The sequence below is a fragment of the Solwaraspora sp. WMMB762 genome, assembly GCF_049179115.1.
Taxonomy (GTDB): Bacteria; Actinomycetota; Actinomycetes; order Mycobacteriales; family Micromonosporaceae; genus Micromonospora_E.
The window spans coordinates 7,186,373-7,210,492 of record NZ_JBMHMD010000001.1; the positions used below are offsets into that span (position 1 = coordinate 7,186,373).

The window sequence follows — 24,120 nt, forward strand, 5'->3', positions numbered from 1 at the left end:
CCGGTCAGGCCGTACCGGCGAGGTACGCCGCGCGACGCTGCGGCTCGAACTTCTCGATCGCGTACCGCAGCATCACCCTCGGCATGTCGCGTTGGTGCCGGGTCAGGAACTGCTCGGCCACCGTACGGTCGCGGTTGCCGACCTCGCGCAGCATCCAGCCGACGGCCTTGTGGATCAGGTCGTGCGGGTCGTGCAGCAGCCGCTCGGCTAGCCGCAACGTCCAGTCGAAGTCCCCGGCCCGGATGAAGGCGAACGTCGCCATGATCGCGATCCGCCGGTCCCAGACCAGCTCCGAGGCGGCCAGCCGGTCCAGCACCGAGCGGTCGGAGTCGAGCAGCCACGGCCCGACGATGTACGGGGCACACGAGTCGACCAGGTCCCAGTTGTCGATCCGGTCGGTGTGCGCCAGCACGGTGTCGACGATGGCGGCCCGCTGCCGCTGCCTGCCCTTGTCGAACATCCGCACCAGAATGAAGATCGCGGTCAGCCGTTCCTCGTGCACCTCGCTGGTCAGCAGCCGGGTCGTCTCGGCCAACGACAGGTCACGCCAGTACCGGCCGGCCACCCGGCGCTGGTCCGGCACGGGTACGCCGATCGCCCGGTCGCCCTCGCCGTACCCACCGGGTTGCATCTGCAGGAACCGGCGCGCCTGCTCCGCGCGACGCGGGTCGGCGAAGGCGGCGAGTTCCCGGCGGACATCGTCACAGGTGGCCATCGACCGCCGAATCTACGCCTGCCACCGATCGGCACGTCGAGTCGCCCGGCGGACGTGTCCCCCGTGCGAGCTACCGGTAAGTGTCCACTGCGGGGTGAAGCGGGCTGTCCGTCGCAGCCATAGCGTTTTCGTCGTAGCCGCGGCACCCAGGTCGCGGCCTGGTGAAGGGAATCCTCGTGCGTCTGGTGAAACAGTTGGTGGCCGTCGGGGCAGTCGCCTTCGTCGGTGGCGGCAGCGCCGCTGCATTGCAGGACAACGCCTGGCTCACCTTGCTCATCGGTGTCGTGACCTGCGTCGCCGCCGTCCTTGTCTACCGGTGGGTGGTGCGGCGCACCGAACAGCGCGCCCCCGTCGAGGTGGCTGCTTCCGGGGCAGTCGTCAGAACCGCCGTGGGGGTGCTGATCGGGGCCGGGATGTTCGGCGCCGTCATTGCCAACATCGCCCTCCTCGGCGGCTACCACGTGCACGGCCTGGGCTCGGTGAGCGGCGCCGCCGGCCTGCTCGGTCTCATGGCGGCCGCCTCGGTGACCGAGGAGCTACTCTTCCGTGGCGTGTTGTTCCGGATCGTCGAGGAACGACTCGGCACCTGGTTCACCTTGGTGCTGACCGGGGTGCTGTTCGGTCTGTTCCATCTGGGCAATCCGGACGCCGGGCTGTGGGGCGCGGTCGCCATCGTGATCTCGGCCGGCTTCATGCTCGCCGCCTGCTATGCGGCCACCCGGAATCTGTGGGTGCCGATCGGGTTGCACTTTGGCTGGAACTTCGTCGCAGCCGGCATTTTCGGCACGGTGGTCTCCGGCAACGGAGAGCCGCAAGGGCTGCTGGAAGCGACGACGTCGGGTCCGGATCTGCTGACCGGTGGCGATTTCGGGCCGGAGGGCAGCCTCTACACGGTCGGCGCCGGGGTGGCGCTGACTGTGTTCTTTCTGTGGCTCGCGCGTCGCCGCGGTCACATCGTCCCGCGTCGGGCCAAGACGAACGCTACAGTCGCCCGGTGATCGATCTCCGGGGCCTGCCGGAGCTGTGGCGGCGGTCCGACGTCGTGGTCCGAGATCTGCCGCTCGCGCTGCTGCTCGTGGTCGCGTCGCTGGTGCCCGCGCTGCACAGTCGTGGAACACAGCTCGGTGACCTGCCCAGTCGCCCGTTCGACGAGCTGACCGGCGTGGTGCTGGCGCTGGAGTGTCTGCCGCTCGTGGTGCGACGGCGCCTGCCGGCCCTCTGCCTCGGTCTGGTGGCGCTCGGCTTCGCGATCGATCAGCTGCGCTTCTATCACACGGTTGCCGGTATGGCCCTGCCGATCGCACTGCTGAGCGCGGGGCTGCACCTGGGCCGCCACCGACGCACCACTGTCGCGGTGGCCACGGTGGGGTACGTGGTGCTGGCCGTCGCGTTGCACCGGCACGGCTCGACCGAGGGGGTGATCGGGTTCGGGACCTTCTACCTGGCGTTGGCCTTCGCCTGGGGCGTCGGGTCGTGGCTGCGGATGTCGCGAGCCGCCGAGGCGGATCACCGGCGGCATGTCGCGGAGCGTACCCGGGCTGCGGAGCGTACCCGGATCGCCAGGGAGTTGCACGACGTGGTGACGCATCACGTGACCGCGATGGTGGTGCAGGCTGAGGCGGCACGATATCTGACCGCTGTCCCGAAGCGTCTCGACGAGAGCCTGACCGCGATCACCGACACCGGCCGGCGAGCCGTCGGGGACCTGCGGCACCTGCTTGACCTGCTCAATCCGGATCACGGAACCGGGGCGCGCACGTCGGCGGACGGCGACACCGGTCCGAACGGTTCCGTTGGCGCGCTCTACTCGCTCGCCTCGCTCGTTGAACAAACCCGGCAAGGCGGGCAGCCGGTGGAGTTCACGCAGCAGGGCAGGCCACCCGAGGTGGCCGGAAGCGCCGAGGCCGCAGCGTACCGGGTCGTCCAGGAGTCGTTGACGAACGCCTTGAAACACGACCACGGCGGCCGAACCGTGGTCCAGGTGCGCTACGACGTGCGGGAGGTCACTGTGGAAGTTCACACCGACGGCACAGGGTCGAGCGCCGCGTCACCGGGTGGCAGCGGGCGTGGCCTCGCCGGTCTCCGTGAGCGGGTGGGTGCGCTCGGCGGAAAGTTCAGCGCCGGACGGCGGCCCGGCGGCGGGTTCGTGGTCCGCGCCCGGATCCCCGCAGGGGATCCGTCATGACGGTGCCGCTGCGGGTCCTGGTCTGCGACGACCAGGCGTTGGTCCGTACCGGGTTCGCCACGATCATCGGCGCGCAGCCCGACCTGCAGGTGGTGGGGGAGTGCGGCGACGGGCAGACGGCGGTTGACCTGGCTGGCCGGCTGCGCCCGGACGTGGTGGTGATGGACGTGCGGATGCCGGTCCTGAACGGCATCGCCGCCACCCGCATGCTGGCGGGCGCGGGGGTGGCGGCGCCGGTCAAAGTGCTCGTGGTGACCACGTTCAACCTCGACGAGTACGTGTACGAGGCGCTGCGCGCCGGGGCGAGCGGATTTCTGCTCAAGGACGCGCCCCCGGCCCAGCTGCTCCAGGGCATCCGCACGGTCGCCTCCGGTGCGGCGCTGCTCGCTCCGGAGGTGACCCGCGGTCTGGTGGGCCGGTACGCGGAACGGGTCCGCCCGGTCGCTGACCCGTCGGGTGAGGTCCCGCTGGCCCCGCGCGAGCTGGAGGTGCTGCGGCTGATGGCCGACGGCCTGTCGAACAGCGAGATCGCCGCGGCCATGGTGATCAGCCAGGAGACCGTCAAGACGTACGTCTCGCGCATTCTTACCAAGCTGGATCTGCGTGACCGCGTCCAAGCAGTGATTTACGCCTATCGTCGTGGCCTGGTGGCCTGACGCAGGTCGGCACGGAGTCTCCTAGCCGGCTGCTAGCCGGCTGGCGGCCGGTCAGTTGCTGTCGAGGAGTTCGGCGAGCCGGGCCGCGCTGGCTGGCCGGCCGGGGGCGGCGAACATGCCGTCCGGGTCGAGGTAGGCGTGGTGGGCCGGCGTACCGGGGCCGAACCGGCGGTTGTCGGCGAGGGCGCCCGCGTCGTGGACGTCGTAGCCGAGGGTGTCGATGAGGGCGGCGACGGTGGCCTTCGCGGTGCGGTCGTCACCGGCGATGGCGATGGCGCTGCGGTCGGCGGCTCCGGCGGGCCGGCCGAGCGTGGCCAGGTGTTTGAAGAAGATGTTGCTGAACGCCTTGACGACGAACGACTCGGGCAGGTGGGCCTGGAGCAGTTCGCCGGTGGTGGTCCGGCCGGCGTCGAGTTCGGGGAAGTGGCCATCGCGTTCCGGGTAGTAGTTGAGAGTGTCGATGACGACTGTGCCGCGCAGCGGCGCGACGGGGACATCGAGGTAGGCCTTGAATGGGGTCGTCACCACGACGACGTCCCCGGCGCGGGCGGCCTCGCCGGGCGTGGCGGCGCGCGCCTGCGGTCCGAGCTGGGTGACCAGGTCCCGCAGGGTGTCCGGTCCCCGGCTGTTGCTGAGGACGACGTCGTGTCCGGCGTCCACGGCGAGCCGGGCGAGCGTGCCGCCGATCTTGCCGCTGCCGATGAAACCGACCGTGCTCATGGTGGCTCCTGACTTGTCGGGGAGATGCGGGGTCGGGTGACCACCGCTGGCTAGAGTGAGAACAGCCTCGCGTACCGAAGGGGTTCCTTGACTTTAGTGCAGCGGTGCCTGCGTTTTGCAATCGCGTACCGCCGAAGGGACTGTGATGGCCGCCACCGAGCCCGAGTCGCGCATGCCCGTGCGCCGACCGCAGCGGGCCGACGCACGCCGCAACTTCGACGCCCTCCTGGCGGCCGCCCGCGAGGCGTTCGCCGCCGACGGCTCCGGGGCCTCCCTGGAGGGCATCGCCCGACGCGCCGGGGTCAACATCGCCACCCTCTACCGCAACTTCCCGACCCGCCAGCACCTGTTCGAGGCCGCGTACCTCGACGAGGTGCAGACCCTGGCCCGGACCGCCGCCGATCTCGACCACCTCGACCCGTGGGACGCGCTGGAAAGCTGGCTGCGCCAGTTCGTCAGCTACGCCACGACCAAGAAGGCCGTGTACGACGCGATCGCCCACAACGAGGCGATGTTCGTCTCCGGCCGGGAGATCATCCACGCCGCCGGGCGGCCGCTGCTCGAACGCGCCCAGCGCGCCGGAACGGCCCGCGCCGACGTCACCTTCGACGATGTGCTGTTCCTGGTCAACGGCGTCAGCGGGGCCAACTTCGTGCAGGAGGCCCAGCGCGACCGGGTGCTGACCATGGCCCTGGACGGCATCAGAGCAAGGGCCTGACCTCCGACACGCTCGCCTCCGGGCCTACCGCCACCGCCGGGCGGCCGGGAGCATCCGGTCCCTGGTCGGTCAGTACGACCAGTCGCCCGGTGGCCCGGGTCATCGCCACGTACCGGTCGACCGCGCCGGTGACCCCGTCGCCGAACGACGCCGGGTCGACCACCACCACCAGGTCGAACTCGAGCCCCTTGGCCAGCTCCGGAGTCGACGACCGGACCCGGGGCGTCGCCGGCAGGGCGGCGACATCGACCGGTGCCACGCCGATCACGCAGACCGTGCCGTCGACGTGGTCGGCCAGCCAGCCGTCCAGGATCTGCCGCAGGTCGGCGACCGGCCGCTGCGTGACCGGGACGCCGCTGTGCCGGATCGAGGTCGGCACGTTGGCATCCGGCAGCGCGGCGCGGATCACCGGTTCGGCGTACGCCATGATCTCGGCCGGCGTCCGGTAGTTGACCGTCAACGTGGCGACGTCGACCCGGTCCAGGCCGACCCGGGCGAGCCGGTCCGGCCACGACTCGGTGAAGCCGTGCCGGGCCTGGGCGCGGTCACCGACGATGGTGAAACTGCGCGACGGGCAGCGGCGCAGCAACATCTGCCACTGCGCGTCGGTCAACTCCTGCGCCTCGTCGACCACGATGTGCGCGAACGGGCCGGCCAACGCATCCGGGTCGGCGTCCGGTCCGCCCGTCTCGTCGATCAGCGTTTCCTGCAGGTCCTGGTGGCGCAGCATCGCCAGGACGCCTTCGCCGTCGTCGTAGCTGTGCGCGTCGAGCAGGTCGTCGATCACCCGGGCCCGGTGGACCCGTTCGATGGCCACCGCCGCCCGGTGCCGCCGCTCGCGGTCGGACGCCTGCGCGTCGCCCAGGCGCAGCCGGGCCGCGTCCAGCAGCGGCAGGTCGTCGACCGTCCAGGCCCGAGGGTCGGCGCGCTGCAGCGTACGGATCTCGGCCGGGTCGAGCCACGGCGCGCACCGGCGCAGGTAGGCGGGGACCGACCACAGGTCGGCGACGATGTCGGCCGGGTCGAGCAGCGGCCAGGCCCGGTTGACCGCGGTACGCAGCGACCGGTTCTGTTCCAGTGCGGCGCGGACCTGGTCTTCCGGCTCGTCGCCGTCGTAGCGGCCGACCAGAATGGTCAGCAGTTCGTCCATGATCTGGTCGGGGGCCTCGTTGTGCGGCACACCCGGCCCGGGTGCGGCGAACGCGTCGGCCCAGTCGCCGGGAGTGAGGGTCAGCTCGGTCCAACCGGCGGCCACCGTCGTCGCGGTCTGCGGCGGCTCCTCGTAGAACCGGACGGCCGCCTCGACCGCCGCCTCCCACCGCGCCGACGACTTCAGCCGGGCCACCTCAGGGTCGGGTTCGGCCGCTGCGCCTGCACCCTCGGCGACCAGGCCGGCCAGGGTGCAGGTCTGCACGTCGTCCTCGCCGAGGTTGGGCAGGACGTCGGCGACGTACGCCAGATAGGGCTGGTGCGGTCCGACGAACAGCACCCCGCCGCGACGCTGGCCGAGTCGGGGGTCGTGGTAGCGCAGGTACGCGGTGCGGTGCAGGGCGACGACGGTCTTGCCGGTGCCGGGTCCGCCGTCGACGACGAGGGCACCCGACGAACCGGCACGGATGATGGCGTCCTGGTCGGCGGCGATGGTGGCCAGCACGTCGCGCATCCGGTCCGACCGGTGCCCGCCGAGGCTGGCGATGAAGGCCGACTGCTCGTCGAGGGCGGCGTGCCCGTCGAGTGCGTCGGCGGCGAACACCTCGTCCCAGTAGTCGCTGATCCGGCCCATCGTCCAGCGGTAACGCCGACGGCTGGCCAGGCCCATCGGGTTGCCGTGGGTGGCGCCGAAGAACGGCTCGGCGGCGGGGGAACGCCAGTCGAGCAGCAGTTGACGGCCGGTGTCGTCGGTCAGCCCCTGCCGTCCGACATACACCGGTCCGCCGTCGGCACCGGCGCCACCGCCACCGCCGTCCGAGCCGGCGGCGTTGGCACCGGCGTCGGGGACCATCCGGCCGAGGCACAGGTCGAGGCCGAACCGGCGCAGCGCCCGCAGCCGTACGGTGAGTCGGCGGACCTCCTGGTCGCGGTCCACCGCCCGCCGGCCCTTGCCGGCCGGTGCCCTACGGGCCGCGTCGAGCCGCTGCGACAGGTCGGCGGAAAGTTGTTCCAGGCGGTGTGCGATCGCCGCGAAATGCCGTTCGTCGTCGGCGATCAGTTTCGGGTCGGCCTTGGCGTGCAGCCGGTCGGGGAGATCGAAAGCGCTGGTGGTCAGCGGGCGCACCTCGATCAGCTCCATTCTCGGGTCGGCGAAAAAGCGCAGCGTCCAGCGATTGGCAAATGCCGGAGAACTGGCGTAGGAACGCGATTGTGCGCGACGACCCGGGTCTTGCCGCAAGACCCCCTATGCGCTATATGTTGATAGTGGCGGGAGACGGGGGCGCCAGTCGGTGCTCCGCCGCCGAGGGAACCCACATGGTTGTCTCAGGACCGATGTGGCGACAATGACGGTTCCCTCGAGCTGATCCGCGCCGCTGGCCGGCCAGCGGGTCGAACGGCCAACGGCGGGGGCGACCGCCGTCACGGTTGCGATGTCGTCCTGGTCAGGTTCGGGCCGGCGACCAGGCAGGCGATACCGCCCAGCACGGCCACCCCGGCCAGCAGCAGCATCGCCGCGCGGGCCGCCCCGACGGTGACGACCTCGCCGATCTGACTGTGCAGCAGGGTGCCGACGGCCGCGGCACCCAGCATCGAACCGATCTGCAACGAGGTGATCAGCACCCCGGACGCGGCGCCGGCCTGCTGCTGTTCGACGTCGGACAACGCGACCACCGCCAGCGGGGTGAACAGGAACGCGTTGCCGACACCGATGACGCACATCGGGGCGACGAACGCCGTCCACGTCGCACCGTCGCGCATCTCGATCGCCGCCCACGCCATGCCGGCGACAGTGGCCGCCGCCCCGACCAGCAGCAGGTAGCGGCCCTGGACCCGGTCGGCGAGTCTGCCGGCCACCGGGTCGAGCAGGGTGGAGAACAGCGACGCCGGCACGATCATCAGCCCGGCGGCCCACGCGTCGAGGCCGAGCACCTGCTGGAAGTACAGCGACAGCACCAGCACCAGGCCGATCACGGTGCCGGAGGTGGTCAGCGAGAAGCCGTTCATAAGCGGGAAGTTGCGTCGCCGGAACAGGGTGAACGGCACCAGCGGCTCCCGGTCCTGGCGGCGGCGCTGCTGCGTGAGGAAGGCCGCCACGAACAGCCCGGACACACCGAGCGTCGCCCAGATGCCGGCGTTCCAGCCGTACCGTTCGCCCTGGCTGATGCCGAACGCCAGGCAGAACAGCGCTGCCGACGCCAGCACCACACCGGGCACGTCGAGCCGGCGGCGGACGCGTTGCGCGACCTCGGGCAACACCAGCCGGCCGACCACGAGCATGAGCAACCCGAGCGGGAGGTTCAGCCAGAAGATCCACCGCCAGTCGAGGGTGCTGACCAGCACCCCGCCGGCGGCCGGTCCGCTGATCGCGGCGATCCCGCCGACCGCACCCCGGATGCCGAACGCCGTGCCCCGGCGGTCCGGGGGAAACGCCTCCATCAGCAGGGCGAGGGTCTGCGGGGTGAGCAGCGCCGCGCCGAGGCCCTGCACCGCGCGGGCGGCGATCAGCTGGCCGGGCCCCTGGGCTAGGCCGGCGGCGACACTGGCGGCGGTGAAGACGGCGACCCCGAGCAGGAAGATCCGCCGGCGGCCGTAGAGGTCGCCGAGCCGGCCGGCGGTGATCAGAGCCATCGCCAGCAGGAAGATGTAGGCGCTCAGCGACCACACCACCTGGTCGGCCGACGCGTCGAGGTCGGCCATGATGCTGGGCACCGCGACGGCGAGCACCGCCACGTCGAGCTGGGTGAGGAAGTACGCCAGCGACAGTACGGCCAGCACCGCCCACGGGTTGCCGCGCAGTTTCGTCAGCTTCGGCTCGCTCACGGTCGTCATCCGGTCGGCTCCAGCCAGATCATCGGGGGGATCTTGTTGGTGCGGTCCACCCGGCGCAGCCGCGGCACCTGTTCGACGGCGATCGCCGTCGGATGGTGCTGGGCGACGACGCCCAGGTCGTAGAACTGATGCAGCAGCCGGGTGCGTACCGCCGCCGGGTCGGCGTCTCCGGTGTAGTGCACGGTCACCGCGCTGACCGAGTGGCGTTCACCGGCGGCCCGCCGCAGCAGCAGCTGTGCGTCGCGTACCCCTGGTGCGGCGCGGACGATGTCCAGCACCGTACCGATGCCGACCAGCGCGCCGTGCAGCTTGATCGCGTCGTCGGCGCGGCCCAGCACCCGCAGCGCGTCCGGTCGGCCGCAGCCGCAGGCCGCCGCCGCGACCCGGTCGCCGAGCCGGTACCGGACGGTCGGCACCGTCCAGCCGTCGCCCACTCTGGACAGCAGGGCGCCGTCGTCGTCGGGCTCGAGCACCTGGTCGGGCATCAGGTGCAGCACCGAGGTGTCGCACGCCGGGGTGTTCGTGGCGATGACGTACGTTTCGACCGAGCCGTAGTTGCCCCAGAGCTGGACCTGCGGGAACGCCTTCCGCACGATGGTCGCCTTCTCCTCTGTCCACGGCTCGGCCATCCAGATGATCTTTTCGATCGGGGTGGCCGCGCCCGCGTCGAGTACGCCCCGGGCCAGGTCGGCCAGGGCCGTCGGGGTGCCGGCGACCGCGTTGACGCCGAGCCGACTCAGGGTCGGCAGCCAGCCGTCGACCTCCTCCGGGGTGATCGGACCGAACGGTGCCACGTCGGCACCGCAGCGTCCGGCCAGCTCCTGCATGTAGTAGTGCGACGCCCACAGCCGGCCGGGGGTGAACAGGTTGAGCAGGAGGTCACCGCCGACCAGCGGTCGCCACTGCCGCAGCAGCCGGTCGATGGCCTGGTGGTACGCCACGTAGGTGAGCTTGGGCTGCCCGGTGGTGCCGCCGCTGGACAGCAGCAGTGCACCGGTCCGCCGGGTCACCGCGTGCGAGACGGCGAAGATCTCGTCCGGTCCGGTGACCGGCAGGTCGGCGAGCCCGGCGGCGGTGTCCGGCACGGCCGGGGCACCGGCGGCGGCGTTACGTCGGGCCTGGTCGCGCAGCGCGTCCCAGGGCACCGCGCCGATCATCCCGGCCGCCGACGCGACTGGTCGTCACCGGCGGCGTGCCACCGGGCGTGCCCGGCCAGGTACGCCTCGAACCGGGCCCGGACGATCGCCCGGGCGGCGGCGTCCTGCTCGGGAATGCCGTTGAACGCGACCGCGCCGTCGAGTTCGATCTCCGACACCCAGTGCCGCTCGCCGTCGAAGAGGAAGTCCAGCGTGAAGTACGGCGTGGGCAGCCGTTCGGCGACGTAGGCGACGGCGTCGGCGAGCTCCGGCGGCAGAGCGGAGTAGCCGCGTTCGTGCCGGCCCCCGCTGGCCTTGGTGACGGCCAGGCAGTAGCCGTCCTTGTAGCCGTACAGCACGGTGTGTGCCTGCCCGTCGACGACGTACACCCGCTGTTCGCGTACCACCTTGAGGTAGGGCTGGGCGACCAGCGCGGTGTCCGAGCCACCGGCGAGTCCGATGAGACCCTTCAGGTCGTTCATGTTGTGTACCACCGAGATGCCCAGGCCCATGCCCCAGTAGGCAGGTTTGACGATCAACGGAAACGGCAGCGCGGCGAGCGCGGCGTCGCTGTGACCGGCCATCGCCTCCCGGCCGCTGCCCACCCGGATCGTCGGCAGCAGCGGGATCGGACTGCCGGCCAGGTGCACCACGCTGGCCAGCTTGTCCTCACCGATGTAGGACAGTGCCGGTGGGATCGGCAGGTAGAAGCCGAGCCGTTCCAGGATGGTGAACAGGAACACCTGGTTGCACACGTCCTGGGTCTGGTGCGGCAGGGAGTACAGCGAGGTGACGAAGATGGTGTCGGCCGGGGTGACCGGCTCACCGTTGAGCCAGACTTTGGGCTGGCCCGGGTCGGTCGCGTCGACCGCGACCTCCTCGGGCTTGTTCACCGTGAAATTCAGGCCCAGGTCGGCGGCGACCGCCTGGTACGGCCCCCAGACCGCGTCCTGCTCGGCCTGCCGTAGCCAGGCGGTGCCCCGGTCGGGGTAGATCCAGCTGAGGCGCCGCGCCGTACTGGGCGCGGCCGTGCGATCGGTCAATGCCCTCTCCCTTGCGGTGTGGTGCGGGTCCTCGGCCGGCGGGGTCCCGGGCGGGTGGCTCAGGTGGCCACCGGGTGGTCGACGAAGGTCGACACGAGGTCCGCGAACCGGTCAGGTTCCTCGACGAACGGCAGATGGCCGCTGCCGGTGAACACCTCCAGCCGGGACGCCGGTATCGCCGAGCGCAGCCACCCGCCGACGTCGCCGGGGTAGACCTGGCTGTGCGCTCCGTGGACGAGCAGCGTCGGTACGCTGATCCGGCGCAGCCGGTCGCGCCAGTCCACGGTGAGCGCCTCGGCGAGCAGTGCCCGTACGGCGTCCGGGTCGCACCGGCGGGTCTCGTCGATGAGGCCGGCCAGCGTCGTCTGGTCGGCGTCGGTGCCGGCGGCGAACGAGCCGCGGACCAGCCCGGCCGCGAAGGCGGGGTAGTCGTCGGTCACGCTGGCCAGGACGGCGTCGGCCCCGGCGGCGTCGAGGTTGCCGAAGGCCGCGTACGGCCAGTCGTCGTCGCGCAGCAGCCGTGGGGTCTGCTCGACCGACACCAGGGCCCGGATCCGGGCAGCCCCGAACTGCTCCAGGTAGCCGTAGGCCACGGTCGCGCCGAGCGACCAGCCCAGCAGGGTGACGTCGGTCAGGTCGAGCTTCTCGATGGTGGTGTGCAGGTCCTCGGCGGCGCGGGTGAGGCTGGCCGGACGGTCGGCGGTGGCGTTGTCGCCGTGTCCGGGCAGTTCGACGACGACCACCCGGTGCCGGTTGGCGAGCCGAGCCACCGCGTCGGAGAAGAACGCGGCGGTGGCGGCCAGCCCGGGCACCATGACCAGGGCCGGTCCGTGACCGCGCGTGACCAGGGCCGGTCCGTGACCGTGGTCCGGGTGCCGGGTCATTGGCTGCCCCCGGCCAGCCCGAGTCGCGTGCGGAGCAACGGTTTGTCGATCTTGCCGACCGGGGTACGGGGCATCGCGGCGACGAGGTGCACCGAACCGGTCAGCCCGTGCCGGGCGAGCAGTTCCTCGACGGCCTTGACGGCCTCGTCGTCGGAGTGCCCGTCTGCCGGGGCGACGGCCACGGCGACCGCGTCGCGGTAGTCGCCGGGGTGCACGGCCAGACTGACGGCCTGTGCCACTGCCTCGGCCGCGCCGAGTTCGGTGTCGAGCACTGGCGCCGGCAGCGGCCCGGCGGGGGTGGCCAGCGTCTCGGACACCCGGCCCAGGATCCGGTAGCCGCCCTGTGGGTTGCGTTCGGCGACGTCCCCGGTCCAGAACTCGGGCCGGCGGAAGGTACGGGCGTTGGCTTGCGGCGCGTCGACGTACCCCTCGCTGGTGCAGTCCGAGTAGAGGACCAGCTCCCCGATGTCGGGGTGGCCGGGCACGAAGGGTTCCAGCCGGGTGCCGACCCCACGGACCGGGACCATGGCGGTGTCGGTCTGCGGTACGTCGTCCATGTTGCCAAGCGCCAGGCCGAACTCGGTCGAGCCGTAGATTTGCCGGATGTGTACGCCGAGCACGTCGGCGGCGTCCCGGACGATCGTCGGGCTGAGATAGGCACCACCGCACAGGGGGCGGCGCAGCACCGGCAGCGGGAACCGGCCATGGTGCCGGGCGGCGGCGACCAGGTCGGCGTAGTGCTGCGGCAGGGCGCTGGTCACGGTCGCCTGGTGGGCGGCCAGTTGGGTCAGCAGCGTGCCGGCCGGCGCGTGCGGGTCGGCGAGCACCAGTTGCGCACCGGACAGCAGCGCCGCGAACACGTGCAGGTCGGTGGCGTGCGCCACGTCCAGGGTGTGGCGGCAGAAGAAGACGTCGTCGGAGCGGATCCCGGTGTCGGCCAGCCAGCGGCGCCGTTCGGTGACGAAGCGGTCCTGCCGCCAGGCCATCATCTTCGGGAAGCCGGTCGAGCCGGAGGTCCATAGTAGCCGGAATATGGCGGTGGCCGCCGAGGCGGTGGAGTCCGCGGTGGGCTCTGCGGTGGGCTCCGGCCGGGGCGTCGAGGCGGTCAGCGTGTCGAGGTCGACAGTGGCCGGGCCGTCGGCGGGGATCCGGCGGTGCCCGTCGGTGACCAGCAGGGTGGGGCGTGCCCGGTCGAGAGCGGTCCGCACCCCGGCGTCGTCGAAGTTCGCCATCAGCGGTACGTAGCGGGCACCGAGCCGGGCCACCGCCAGGATCAGGCAGACGTACCCGATGCTGTTGCGCAGCACCACGGCGACGGTGTCGCCAGCCGCGACGCCGTGCGCGGGGAGGCCGGCGGCGACCCGGTCGGTCGTCTCGACGAGTTCGCGGTACGTCACGGACGCACCGTCGGTGGTGCGTACCGCCACGGCGTCGGGTCGACGGCCGGCCACGTCGCGGACGGCCTGGTAGAGCCCAGCAGCGGTCACGACGCCAGCCACCCGGCGTAGGTGGCGAATCGCCAGTCCTTGGCCAGGCAGTCCACGGTGTCGAAGCCGGCGGCGCGGAGCCAGCCGAGTTGAGTTTCGACGTCGATGCAGATGTCGTGCTTCATCCGTTCGCGGCCGGCCGCCCATTCGTCGGCAGGCGTTCCGGCGGCGTGTACGTGGCCTTCGTGTTGCCGGTCGTACATCTCCTCCAGTCGCGGTGTGGGCGCGAGGACCTGCTCGACGTTGACGAAGATCCCACCCGGCCGCAGAATGTCGGGTAGGCGACCAAACAGCGTTTGTTTCTCGTGATGCTCGAGGTGGTGGATAGCTAGGCCGGAAACAACTGCGTCGTACGGCCCCGCCGGCAACGGATCCATCAGTCCCTGAACGGCAAAACTGACCCGATGGGCACTGTCGAACCGTTGTTTTGCCTGTGCGAGCATCCGTTCGGAATGGTCGACGAGAGTGATCGTTGCTTCGGGGATGCGGGCGATCAGCGCTGCGCTGAGCAGCCCGGTCCCTGCGCCCAGATCCAGGATCCGTGCGTGGCCCGGCACCGACATCTGCACCGCGCTGGACGCGCTGCCGTACAACAGGTCGAATGACGGGATGAGTTGACGCCGCAGTGCATCGTAGGTAGTGGGATTCCACAGCTCGAAGGTCACGATAATCCCCCGTGGGTCACCGGTCGGCGCTTTTGTGGCACTGGCGTCGGATGCTGGACAAACTGTGGTTTGCTGAGCCGACGCATTGTCGGATGGTGATTCCTGTGGTGCGCGCATCCGCTTGCCGGCATGTGCTATTCAGAAAGTATCAAGGAGCGGCAGAGCAATGAAGAGAGCCGTCGATATCGAAGTGTGATGCTGGTCACATTGTCGATCATGTTGTCCGTTTTTGACGAACTGTCGATCGTGTCAGGAATTGGCGTTTGTCAGGCTCTTTGGGCCACGATCAGGTCCCGGACGATCGCCTGGTCGACCCGATGGGCGAAGCCGCCGTACCCCGGACCGCCGGCCACTTCCAGGCCCGCCTTGACCAGCAGCGCGGCCAGATCGTCGCGGGCGGCGACCAGGGTGTTCCAGGAGATACCGAGCGCCCCGCCGGGGCGCAGCAGTGCCACCCACCCCGGCAACGCCTCAGCCAGCAGACCCAACGGATCGCGGGTCAACCGGTCCGCCTGACCGCGGGTGCCGTGCTGCACCCCGTACGGCGCGTCGGTGACGATCGCGTCGAAGCTGCCGGCCCGGAACACCTCCCGGCTGCGGCGGGTGTCGGCGTGCACCATCGTCAGGTCGACGGTCCGCCCGGCCCGGTGGTCGTCCTTGCTGGCAGCCAGGGTGACCGCCAGCCGTCGGCCCAGTACGGCCCGGTTGCGCCGCACCGGGGCGATCTCGGCCGAGTGCTTGAGCCGCTTGTGCTTCAACCAGGTACGGATGAAGTTGGCGTACACCTCGAAGTCCTTGCCGTCGATCTCCACCCCGGCGGCGTGCCAGCCGTACATCATCGCCTGGTTGAGCGTGGTGCCCCGGCCGCACATCGGATCCAGGACCCGCAGTGGCGGCGAGTCCGGGCCGAACGGGCTGGCCGCCGCCCCGACGGCAACGGCGGTCCCGCCGGTGCCGATGGTCCCAGCCGTGCCGGCCCGGTCGGTCGTGGCCAGCGCGGTCACGTTCAACAGCAGTTTGGTGAACTGCTCGTTGGTCTTGCCGGCGTACTTCGGGATGGTGATCAGGTCGCTGTCGAAGCGGTCCCGGCCGGTCACCTCCAGCGGCCGCAGCAGATCGCCGTCGCAGGCGAAGAACGCGTACCGGGCGGACAGGTTGGCCAGCACGGACAGGTCCCGGTCGGTCAAATCGACGCCGGTGAAGGTGACGTACGGCAGCCCGCCGATCGTGGTGACCGTGACGTCGGCGAGCCGGCCGCCGAGAGCCCGGCCGCCGAAGACGGTCAGCTCGGCGGCGGCCAGACCGACCGCCGACTCGGCGTACACCCGGTTCGCCGACGGGTGGATCAGCAGGGCGTACGCGGTCATCGGCGGTCCGTTCGGGTCGGTGGCCGCGCCGTCATGACGCGGTGGGACCCACGAGTGTTACCACACCGGCGGCCTGCGTAAGGTCACCGGCATGGCACGGCAGCGGGGGCGGCGTCTGCCGCTGGCGGACCGCCCGCTCACCGAACCGCATCCGGCGCGGCTGCCGGCCGACCACCCGCACCGGGCGGCGGTGCTGGCCGCACACGCGGCAGCGCTCGACGCCGGCGAGGCCGGCTACCTGGATCCGGGCACCGGGCTGTTCGTGCTGACCGCGGCGTTCCTGGCCCGCCGGGGCACCTGCTGTGACCAGGGTTGCCGGCACTGCCCGTATCTGGGGTGATTCCGGGGATTTCCTACGCGGCGCGGTCGGTGCGGGTGGCGGGCTTTCGCGGCGGCGGCGGAACCCGTACGGTGTGCGACGAACAATCCGCCTTTTTCGGCCGGCCTGACCGTGGGAGGTCACTGTGGGCGTTCGGCTGCGTCTGTCCGGCGCCGGGCTGATCCTGCTGCTGTTCGCCGCCGGCTGCTCCGACCGGGCGGTGGCCACCGAGAACCCCGCCCCGGACGACCCGGCCCAGGCCGGTCCGTCGCCGAGCCCGGTCGAGCCGTACCCGGAGGTGCCCCGTCCGCCGGCCGCCGAGTCCGGCGGGGCATGCACGGTGTTCGACTTCGACGTGGTCGAGCAGACCGTCGGGTTCCGGTTCGAGGTGGCGGCGGCCAACAAGCACGACAAGACGCAGTCGTGCGTGCTGCGGCCGGCCGAGGAGCCGCTGCCCGACCTGATGGTCTCCATCTCGGACACCAAGGCGAGCGCGTCGGTCTTCGCCGACGACGTCGCCCCGGTCGGTGCCAAGGAGATCAAGGATCTCGGCAAGGCCGCCTACTGGATCCCGGTCAAGCCGGACCCGGACACTGGGTACGGTGCGGCGCTGGAGGTCAACTGGATCACCGGGGACCCGAAACTGATCAGCCTGCGCTGGACGTTCGCCCCCGGTGACGACGAACTGTCCGCCGTGGAGCTGGCGCCCAAGATGGTCGAGCTGGCCCGGGTGGTGCACGACAACCGCAAGAAGTGACCGGCCGGCCGTGCCGGGACACCGCCGGCCGGGTCGCGCCCAGGGCGGTCGCGCCGACCGGCGGAGCGCCGGTAACTCAGGCGGCCGCGCCGGCCAGCGACCGTCCGTGGTCGGCGGCCGCGACGAACACCCGGGACGCGACCTCGCGCGGCAGGTGGATCTTGTCGCCGGACCGGTCGATGGTCACCCCGTCGCGTTCCTGCGCGACGGTGACCGTCGCCCCCGGGTCCACCCCGGCGGCGTGCAACTGGCGGAGCACGTCGGCGTTGGTCTGCACACTCTCGCAGATCCGACGGACCACGACCGTGCCGGTCAGGCCGGGGAACGCCAGGTTGCGCTCGGTGTCCGGGCTGATGTCCGGATTCGCCAGCTCCGCCGGTCCGTCACCCAGCGCGTCCAGGCCGGGAATCGGGTTGCCGTACGGCGACCGGGTCGGCCGGTTGAGCAGGTCGTAGACCTTCTTCTCGACCGCGTCGCTCATCACGTGCTCCCAACGGCAGGCCTCCTCGTGGGCCTCCTCGTAGGGCATGCCGATGACGTTGACCAGCAGCAGCTCGGCGAGCCGGTGCTTGCGCATCACCGAGACCGCTTGGGCCCGGCCCAGCTCGGTGAGTCGTAGGTTACGGTCGTCCTCGATGGTGAGCAGCCCGTCGCGCTCCATCCGGGCGACCGTCTGGCTGACGGTGGGGCCGCTCTGGTGCAGCCGCTCGGCGATCCTGGCACGCAGCGGCGGCACCGACTCTTCCTCGAGCTCAAGTATGGTGCGCAGATACATCTCTGTGGTATCGACAAGATCATTCACGGTTAGCTGCCCTCCAGTGTTCAATCTTACCTTGCAGCACCGATAACCAGCCGGAACGGACGATCGGCAAGGGACAGGCGTAGCCCCGCATGGTGTTGACTGGGATGGTGTTCGATACCGCAGACCCTACCGTCGCCGTCACCGGGCTCGCCGCCGCGCTGGCCGGTGGGCGACCGCCGACCCTGCTGGACGTGCGCTGGCGGCTCGTCGGCCCGCCGGGCCGCGACGACTACGTCGCCGCCCACCTGCCCGGCGCGGTCTTCGTCGACCTGGACGCCGACCTGTGCGGCCCACCGGGCGCCGGTGGCCGGCACCCGCTGCCCGACCCGGCGCCGCTGCAGCGGACGCTGCGCCGGGCCGGGGTGCGCACCGGGTGGCCGGTCGTCGTCTACGACGGTGGCGACGGTCTCGCCGCCGCCCGCGCCTGGTGGACGCTGCGCTGGGCCGGGCACCGGCCGACCTGGGTGCTCGACGGCGGCTACCCCGCCTGGCTGGCGGCCGGCCGACCGGTCACCGCCGACGTGCCGGCACCGCCGCCCGGCGACGTGACCGTACGCCCGGGAGGTATGCCGGTGCTCGACGCCGCCGCCGCCGGCCGGCTACCCCGGCAGGGTGGACTGCTGATCGACGTCCGCGCCGACGCCCGGTACCGGGGCGAGCATGAGCCGGTCGACCCGGTGGCCGGGCACATCCCCGGCGCGGTCAACCTGCCGACCACGCTGCACCTCGACGACGCCGGGCTGCTGCGTGACGCCGGGACGCTGCGGGACCGGTTCACCGGTGCCGGGCTGCGCCCGCAGGCCCCGGTCGCGGCGTACTGCGGGTCGGGGGTGACCGCCGCGCACACGGTGCTCGCCCTGCACCGCGCCGGCCGCACCGACGCGGCGCTGTATCCCGGATCGTGGAGCGAGTGGATCACCGACCCGGCCCGGCCGGTCGCCACCGGCGCGGACCCCGGCTGACCCGGGGTCTGCCGCCGGCCGGGCTGACCCGGGGTCTGCCGCCGGCCGGGCTGACCCGGGGTCTGCCGCCGGGCGGGCTGGCTGTCCGGCCAGCCCGCCCGGGCCCGGGGTCGGCGGGTGCGTGCGACGATGGCCAGATGTCGGACGGGACGAGTCAGATGCCGAACGGGACGAACCAGGCGCGGGCGGCGGGCGGTACCGACGCGACGCTGGTGGTCTGGGACGAGCGCCTGCTCACGTACGACCTCGGTGACCATCCGCTGGACCCGGTACGGGTCGAGCTGACCATCGCACTGGCCCGCGAGTACGGACTGCTGGACCGCCCCGGTGTGCGGCTGCTCGCCCCGGCGCCGGCCGACGACGCGGCGCTCACCCGGGTGCACCGGGCCGACTACCTCGACGCCGTCCGGGTCGCGCACGACGACCCGTTCTTCTCCGGGTACGGCCTCGGCACCCCGGACAATCCGACCTTCGCCGGGATGCATGACGCCAGCGCGCTGGTCGCCGGTGCCACGATGGCCGCCGCCGAGGCGGTCTGGCGCGGCGACGTACGGCGGGCGGTCAACGTCTCCGGCGGACTGCACCACGCGATGCCCGGCCGGGCCGCCGGGTTCTGCGTCTACAACGACCCGGCGGTGGCGATCGCCCGGCTGCTCGACCTCGGCGCCGAACGCATCGCGTACGTGGATATCGATGTGCATCACGGCGACGGGGTGCAGGAGATCTTCTACGACGACCCGCGGGTGCTCACCGTCAGCCTGCACGAAACGCCGCTGGCCCTGTTCCCCGGCACCGGATTCCCCGACGAGGTGGGCGGCCCCGGCGCGCAGGGCAGCGCGGTGAACGTCGCGCTGCCGTCCGGCACCGCCGACCGGGGCTGGCTGCGTGCGTTCCACGCCGTGGTGCCGTCGCTGCTGCGCGCCTTCCGGCCGCAGCTGCTCGTCACCCAGTGCGGGGCGGACGCGCACCGGCTCGACCCGCTGGCCGACCTTGGGCTCAGCGTCGACGGCCAGCGGGCCGCGTACCTGACGCTGCGGGCCCTCGCCGACGAGCACTGCGGCGGCCGCTGGGTCGCCACCGGTGGCGGCGGGTACGCCCTGGTCGAGGTGGTGCCCCGGGCCTGGACCCACCTGCTGGCGATCGCCACCGGCGCGCCGATCGACCCGGCCACGCTGATCCCGCCCCGGTGGCGGAAGCTGGCCGCCGCCCGCTGCCCCGGCCGACAGGTCCCGCTGCGGATGACCGACGAGGCCGACCTGGACTTCCAGCCGTGGCAGCCGGCCGGTGACCCGGACCCGATCGACCGGGCGATCATGGCGACCCGCCGGGCGGTCTTCCCCCTGCACGGACTCGATCCGCACGACCCCCGGGACTGACCATGGACCGATCGGCTGACGTGCTGCTGCGCGACGGCACCACCGTCCACCTGCGGCAGATCCGCCCGGACGACGCCGACGCGATCGTCGCGATGCACGCCCGGTTCTCCGACCGCACCCGCTACCTGCGGTACTTCTCCCCGTACCCGAGGATCCCCGACCGTGACCTGGCGCGCTTCGTCAACGTCGACCACCACGACCGGGAGGCGTTCGTGGTGGTCTCCGGTGACCGGATCTTCGCGGTCGGTCGCTACGACCGGATGGGTCCGGGCTCGCCCGAAGCCGAGGTCGCCTTCGTCGTCGAGGACGCCCACCAGGGCCGGGGCGTCGGTTCGGTGCTGTTGGAGCATCTCGCCGCCGCCGCCCGGTCCGAAGGCGTCACCTCGTTCGTCGCCGAGGTGCTGCCGGTCAACGCGCCGATGCTGCGGGTCTTCGCCGACGCCGGATTCCAGGTCCGCCGCCGGTACGCCGACGGCGTGGTCCACCTGAGCTTCCCGATCGCCCCGACGGAGGCGTCCCTGCAGGTGCAGTGGAGCCGGGAACACAGCGCCGAGGCCCGGTCCATCGCCCGGCTGCTGACCCCGCGCGGAGTCGCCGTCTACGGTGCCAGCGCCACCGGCCAGGGGGTCGGCGCGGCCGTCCTCGGCCACCTGCGCGACGGCGGGTTCACCGGGGACGTGGTCCCGGTACATCCGGCGGTGGACCGCATCGGTGGGCTGCCCGCGTACCGTCGGGCGGCCGACGCCGGCCACCCGGTCGACCTGGCGGTCGTCGCGGTGGCGCCGGACGCGGTGCCGGCCGTGGTCGCCGACGCCGCCGCGGCCGGCGCCCACGGCGTCGTGGTCATCTCGGCCGGGTTCGCCGAGTCCGGCCCGGCCGGCGCCGCCGCCCAGCGGGAACTGATCCGTACCGCGCACGTGGCCGGGCTGCGGGTGGTCGGACCGAACTGTCTCGGCGTGGCCAACACCGACCCTCGGATCCGGCTCAACGCGACGCTGGCGCCGCAGCTTCCGCCGGCCGGCCGGGTCGGCTTCTTCAGCCAGTCCGGTGCGCTCGGCGTGGCGTTGCTCGCCGAGGCGGACCGGCGTGGGCTCGGGTTGTCGACGTTCGTGTCGGCCGGCAACCGGGCCGACGTCTCCGGCAACGACCTGCTGCAGTACTGGCAGGACGACCCCGGCACCGACGTGATCCTGCTGTACCTGGAGACGTTCGGTAATCCCCGCAAGTTCGCCCGGCTGACCCGCCGGATCGGGCGCACCAAGCCGGTGGTGGCGTTGGCCTCCGGCGCCGGCCCGGCGGCACCCGTCGAGCAGGGCCCGGACGCCGCCGCGGTGACCCGGCTGTTCGCCCGGTCCGGGGTGATCCGGGTCGACACGGTCGCGGAGATGTTCGACGTCGGCACCCTGCTGGCCAACCAGCCGCTGCCGGTCGGCCGGCGGGTGGCCGTGGTCGGCAACTCGTCGGCGTTGACCATGCTGGCCGCGGCGGCCTGCCGGGCGCAGCGGCTCACCGTGGCGGCCGACTACCCGCGTACCGTCGCGCCCGAAGCCGGCGCGCACGAGTTCGCCGACGCGCTCGCCGACGCCGCCGTCGATGCTGCCGTGGACGCCCTGGTGGTGGTGTTCGCGCCGCCGCTGCCCAACCAGTTGGCGGACGAGGACGCCGACTTCACGTCGGCGTTGGCCAGCGTCGCGCTCGCCGGTGACAAGCCGACGGTCGCGACGCTGCTGGTCGGCCAGCCGCCGGCCGGGGTGCCGACCTACCCGTCGGTGGAGGAGTCGGTCCGGGCGCTGGCCCGGGTCGCCGACTACGCCGACTGGCTGCGCGAGCCGCCCGGTACGGTGCCGGACCTGGCCGGGATCGACCCGGCTGCGGCCGGTGCCGCGCTGACCGTCGACCCGGTCGACCCGGTCGGGCTGCTCGCCGGGTACGGCATCGAGGTGGTCGACTCGATCCCGGCCGCCTCGGTCGACCAGGCGGTGGCCGCCGCGCGGCGGCTCGGCCTGCCGGTGGTGCTCAAGGCCGCCGCGGACGGACTGCGACACCGGTTGGACCTCGGCGCGGTACGGCTCGATCTGGCCACCGTGGACGCGGTGGAACGGGCGTACCGTGACGTCGCGGCCCAGTTCGGCGCGCAGGTGCTGATCCAACGGATGGTGCCACCCGGCGTCGCCTGCGTGGTCGAGTCGACCACCGACCCCACCTTCGGCCCGGTGGTCGGTTTCGGGCTGGGCGGCGTCGCGACCGATCTGCTGGGTGACCGGGCCTGGCGGGCCGCGCCGCTGACCGACCGGGACGCGGCCGGGCTGGTCGACGAACCCCGGGCGGCACCGCTGTTGTCCGGCTACCGGGGAGCCGGCCCGGTGGACCGGGCCGCCCTGGTCGATCTGCTGCTGCGGGTGGGGCGGCTCGCCGACGAGCAGCCGCAGGTCCACCGGTTACGGCTCAACCCGGTGCTGGCCCGGCCGGACGGGCTGGCGGTGCTGCACGCCAGCGTCGTGGTCGGTCCGCCGGACGCCCGCCCGGACACCGGCCCGCGCCGGCTGTGACCGTACCGGCCCGCGCCCGGCTGTGGACCGCTCCGTCGGCCCGCGCCGGCGGTGACCGTCTTGACGTCGCGCGGCCGGTCGGAGCCCTGCTCCGACCGGCCGCCGCCCCCGATGCGCCGGCTGTCCCCCCGGTCAGCCGGCGTACGTCTCCAGCCGCTGCGCCCGCGACGGGTGCCGCAGCTTGAGCAGCGTGACCTTCTCGATCTGCCGGATCCGCTCCCGGGACAGGCCGAACTCCCGGCCCACCTCGTCGAGGGTGCGCTGCCGGCCGTCGTCCAGCCCGAACCGCAGCCGGATCACCGCCTGCTCCCGCTGGGACAGGGTGGACAGGACGATCTCCACCTCGTTGCGCAGCTTGCCCTCGGACGCGGATTCCCCGCCCTGCTCGCGCGGGTCGACAGCGGCGACGAAGTCGCCGAGGGCGCTCTCGCCGTCCTCGCCGACGGTCTGGTCCAGGCTGACCGGCTCCCGGTCGTAGGAGATGAGCTCGATCACCTGGAACTCGGGCACCGACATGGCGGCGGCGATCTCGCCGATCGTCGGCTCCCGCCCCAGCGTCGCCGACAGGTCACGGCGGGCCCGTACCATCCGGTTGACCTGCTCGACCATGTGTACCGGGATCCGGATGGTGCGGGCCTGGTCGGCCATGGCACGGGTGATGGCCTGGCGGATCCACCAGGTGGCGTAGGTGGAGAACTTGTAGCCCTTGGCGTAGTCGAACTTCTCGACAGCCCGGATCAGACCGAGGTTGCCCTCCTGGATCAGGTCGAGGAAGGCCATCCCCCGACCGGTGTACCGCTTCGCGATGCTGACCACCAGCCGCAGGTTCGCCTCCAGCAGGTGGTCCTTGGCGGCGCGGCCCTCGGCGGCGACGACGGCCAGGTCGGCGCGCAGCTGCGCGGACAGCCGGTCGGGCCCGGCGAGCTTCTCCTCGGCGAACAGCCCGGCCTCGATCCGCTTGGCCAGCAGCACCTCCTGGACGGCGGTGAGCAGCTTGGTGCGTCCGATCCCGTTCAGGTATGCGCGGACCAGATCGGCCGAAGCGCCGCGGTCGTCGGTGGCGTCAAGGTCGTGCTGACCGTCGGTGGTGACCTGGACGGTGGTGTCGATGTCGTCTTCGATGGTACGCGTGACCACTCTCAGTCGCCTCCCCGCGTCGACAAGTGGTAAGCCAGCAGCGGAGTGCCGCTGGTGACAACCAGCTTGCCGGGTAGGGCGTGAAGTCACGGTTAGCCGGGGGCCAGGTGGCATGAATTCGGGACCTGACCGTTGCCGCACACCGCTTGGCGGTTGCTGACAGTGACGTCACAGTTCCAGAAGGATGGTCTGCGGTCCGATGTTGACGCTCTCCACCTGCATGTGTGCCCGGAACCGTCCGGTGCGTACCGTCGCGCCGCGCGCGGCCAGTGCCTCGACCACCGCCGTCACCAGTGGCTCGGCCAGTTCCGCCGGGGCGGCGGCGGACCAGCTCGGCCGTCGTCCCCGGCGCGCGTCGCCGTACAAGGTGAACTGGCTGACCACCAGGACCGGCGCGGCCAGCTGGGCGGCGGAGCGCTCGGCGGAGCTTTCGCCGGCCGGATCCGGCGGGAAGATCCGCAGCTCGTAGATCTTGCGGGCCATTTCGGCGGCGGTCGTGACCGTGTCGGTGTGGGTCACCCCGAGCAGCACCAGCAGACCGGGGCCGATCGCCGCGACCACCTCGCCGTCGACCGTCACCGAGGCCCGACCGACCGTCTGCACCACCGCCCGCACACCGGCCAGCCTGCCACACCGGCCAGCCGGCCTGTCGCGTCGGCCT

At 72.1% G+C, this 24,120-nt stretch carries 22 protein-coding genes; 9 read left to right on the top strand and 13 right to left on the bottom strand.

The genetic code is table 11. The features are described from left to right. Positions 1 to 4 precede the first annotated feature (4 nt). Complete coding sequence (locus ACN27J_RS32400; RefSeq protein WP_421371955.1) at positions 5 to 715, bottom strand: DNA alkylation repair protein; 711 nt, start codon at positions 713 to 715, stop codon at positions 5 to 7. 176 nt (positions 716 to 891) lie between these two features. On the opposite strand from ACN27J_RS32400, the gene ACN27J_RS32405 reads away from it, so the two are divergent. Genes ACN27J_RS32405 through ACN27J_RS32415 form a run of 3 tightly spaced genes read left to right on the top strand, consistent with a single transcriptional unit; the run spans position 892 to position 3,556 of the window. Then, entirely contained in the window at positions 892 to 1,713 is an 822-nt protein-coding gene (locus ACN27J_RS32405) for a CPBP family intramembrane glutamic endopeptidase (protein WP_421371956.1), read from the top strand. Further along, positions 1,710 to 2,900, top strand: coding sequence for a sensor histidine kinase (locus tag ACN27J_RS32410; RefSeq protein WP_421371958.1), 1,191 nt, complete (start codon positions 1,710 to 1,712; stop codon positions 2,898 to 2,900). Before ACN27J_RS32405 ends, ACN27J_RS32410 begins: the two co-directional genes overlap by 4 nt. Further along, positions 2,897 to 3,556 (top strand): response regulator, encoded by a 660-nt coding sequence (locus ACN27J_RS32415; protein WP_281554044.1) that lies wholly within the window; start codon positions 2,897 to 2,899, stop codon positions 3,554 to 3,556. The genes ACN27J_RS32410 and ACN27J_RS32415 overlap by 4 nt, the downstream gene beginning before the upstream one ends. A 51-nt stretch (positions 3,557 to 3,607) precedes the next feature. Here the strand turns inward: ACN27J_RS32415 and ACN27J_RS32420 are convergent, their stop codons facing one another. After that, complete coding sequence (locus ACN27J_RS32420; protein ID WP_421371959.1) at positions 3,608 to 4,276, bottom strand: NADPH-dependent F420 reductase; 669 nt, start codon at positions 4,274 to 4,276, stop codon at positions 3,608 to 3,610. A gap of 145 nt (positions 4,277 to 4,421) precedes the next feature. Between ACN27J_RS32420 and ACN27J_RS32425 the strand changes: the two genes are divergently transcribed. Continuing rightward, on the top strand, positions 4,422 to 4,994 hold the full coding sequence (locus ACN27J_RS32425) for a TetR/AcrR family transcriptional regulator (protein ID WP_421371960.1): 573 nt from the start codon (positions 4,422 to 4,424) through the stop codon (positions 4,992 to 4,994). Here the strand turns inward: ACN27J_RS32425 and helR are convergent. The 8 genes from helR to ACN27J_RS32465 all read right to left on the bottom strand — a co-directional run bounded on the left by helR (position 4,978) and on the right by ACN27J_RS32465 (position 15,557). Continuing rightward, positions 4,978 to 7,284: an RNA polymerase recycling motor ATPase HelR gene (gene helR, locus ACN27J_RS32430; protein ID WP_421371961.1), complete on the bottom strand. Its 2,307-nt coding sequence runs from the start codon at positions 7,282 to 7,284 to the stop codon at positions 4,978 to 4,980. The two genes, ACN27J_RS32425 and helR, sit on opposite strands and share 17 nt — an antisense overlap. Before the next feature lie 281 nt (positions 7,285 to 7,565). Continuing rightward, positions 7,566 to 8,975 carry an MFS transporter gene (locus ACN27J_RS32435; protein WP_421371962.1) on the bottom strand — a complete coding sequence of 470 codons (1,410 nt, stop codon included), beginning with the start codon at positions 8,973 to 8,975 and terminating at the stop codon, positions 7,566 to 7,568. Beyond that, positions 8,972 to 10,132, bottom strand: coding sequence for an AMP-binding protein (locus tag ACN27J_RS32440; protein ID WP_421371963.1), 1,161 nt, complete (start codon positions 10,130 to 10,132; stop codon positions 8,972 to 8,974). Before ACN27J_RS32440 ends, ACN27J_RS32435 begins: the two co-directional genes overlap by 4 nt. Then, complete coding sequence (locus tag ACN27J_RS32445) at positions 10,129 to 11,154, bottom strand: ATP-grasp domain-containing protein (protein WP_421371964.1); 1,026 nt, start codon at positions 11,152 to 11,154, stop codon at positions 10,129 to 10,131. The genes ACN27J_RS32440 and ACN27J_RS32445 overlap by 4 nt, the downstream gene beginning before the upstream one ends. 59 nt (positions 11,155 to 11,213) lie before the next feature. Beyond that, positions 11,214 to 12,038 (bottom strand): alpha/beta fold hydrolase, encoded by an 825-nt coding sequence (locus ACN27J_RS32450; RefSeq protein ID WP_421371966.1) that lies wholly within the window; start codon positions 12,036 to 12,038, stop codon positions 11,214 to 11,216. Further along, entirely contained in the window at positions 12,035 to 13,525 is a 1,491-nt protein-coding gene (locus ACN27J_RS32455; RefSeq protein WP_421371967.1) for a class I adenylate-forming enzyme family protein, read from the bottom strand. Before ACN27J_RS32455 ends, ACN27J_RS32450 begins: the two co-directional genes overlap by 4 nt. Next, entirely contained in the window at positions 13,522 to 14,190 is a 669-nt protein-coding gene (locus tag ACN27J_RS32460) for a class I SAM-dependent methyltransferase (RefSeq protein ID WP_421371969.1), read from the bottom strand. Before ACN27J_RS32460 ends, ACN27J_RS32455 begins: the two co-directional genes overlap by 4 nt. A 266-nt stretch (positions 14,191 to 14,456) precedes the next feature. Next, positions 14,457 to 15,557 (bottom strand): TRM11 family SAM-dependent methyltransferase, encoded by a 1,101-nt coding sequence (locus tag ACN27J_RS32465; RefSeq protein ID WP_421371970.1) that lies wholly within the window; start codon positions 15,555 to 15,557, stop codon positions 14,457 to 14,459. A gap of 91 nt (positions 15,558 to 15,648) precedes the next feature. Here ACN27J_RS32465 and ACN27J_RS32470 point away from each other — a divergent pair, with 91 nt between their 5' ends. Next, positions 15,649 to 15,897 (top strand): DUF5522 domain-containing protein, encoded by a 249-nt coding sequence (locus tag ACN27J_RS32470; RefSeq protein WP_421371971.1) that lies wholly within the window; start codon positions 15,649 to 15,651, stop codon positions 15,895 to 15,897. Positions 15,898 to 16,021: 124 nt separating this feature from the next. Continuing rightward, positions 16,022 to 16,633, top strand: a complete 612-nt coding sequence (locus ACN27J_RS32475; protein ID WP_421371973.1) for a hypothetical protein — start codon at positions 16,022 to 16,024, stop codon at positions 16,631 to 16,633. Positions 16,634 to 16,709: 76 nt separating this feature from the next. Here ACN27J_RS32475 and ACN27J_RS32480 read toward each other — a convergent pair whose 3' ends face one another. Continuing rightward, a complete protein-coding gene (locus tag ACN27J_RS32480; protein ID WP_416594335.1) occupies positions 16,710 to 17,435 on the bottom strand; it encodes a metal-dependent transcriptional regulator in 726 nt (241 codons plus the stop codon). A 107-nt stretch (positions 17,436 to 17,542) separates the two neighbouring features. Here ACN27J_RS32480 and ACN27J_RS32485 point away from each other — a divergent pair, with 107 nt between their 5' ends. The 3 genes from ACN27J_RS32485 (at position 17,543) to ACN27J_RS32495 (ending at position 22,322) form a co-directional block, all read left to right on the top strand. Then, a complete protein-coding gene (locus ACN27J_RS32485; protein WP_421371974.1) occupies positions 17,543 to 18,397 on the top strand; it encodes a sulfurtransferase in 855 nt (284 codons plus the stop codon). 158 nt (positions 18,398 to 18,555) lie between these two features. Next, positions 18,556 to 19,773, top strand: a complete 1,218-nt coding sequence (locus tag ACN27J_RS32490; RefSeq protein ID WP_421372656.1) for an acetoin utilization protein AcuC — start codon at positions 18,556 to 18,558, stop codon at positions 19,771 to 19,773. 2 nt (positions 19,774 to 19,775) lie between these two features. Next, positions 19,776 to 22,322, top strand: a complete 2,547-nt coding sequence (locus ACN27J_RS32495; protein ID WP_421371975.1) for a GNAT family N-acetyltransferase — start codon at positions 19,776 to 19,778, stop codon at positions 22,320 to 22,322. 132 nt (positions 22,323 to 22,454) lie between these two features. Here ACN27J_RS32495 and sigB read toward each other — a convergent pair whose 3' ends face one another. Then, positions 22,455 to 23,432 carry an RNA polymerase sigma factor SigB gene (sigB, locus tag ACN27J_RS32500; protein ID WP_282234612.1) on the bottom strand — a complete coding sequence of 326 codons (978 nt, stop codon included), beginning with the start codon at positions 23,430 to 23,432 and terminating at the stop codon, positions 22,455 to 22,457. A gap of 195 nt (positions 23,433 to 23,627) precedes the next feature. Beyond that, on the bottom strand, positions 23,628 to 24,074 hold the full coding sequence (gene dtd / locus ACN27J_RS32505; protein ID WP_421371977.1) for a D-aminoacyl-tRNA deacylase: 447 nt from the start codon (positions 24,072 to 24,074) through the stop codon (positions 23,628 to 23,630). Between the last annotated feature and the right edge of the window lie 46 nt (positions 24,075 to 24,120).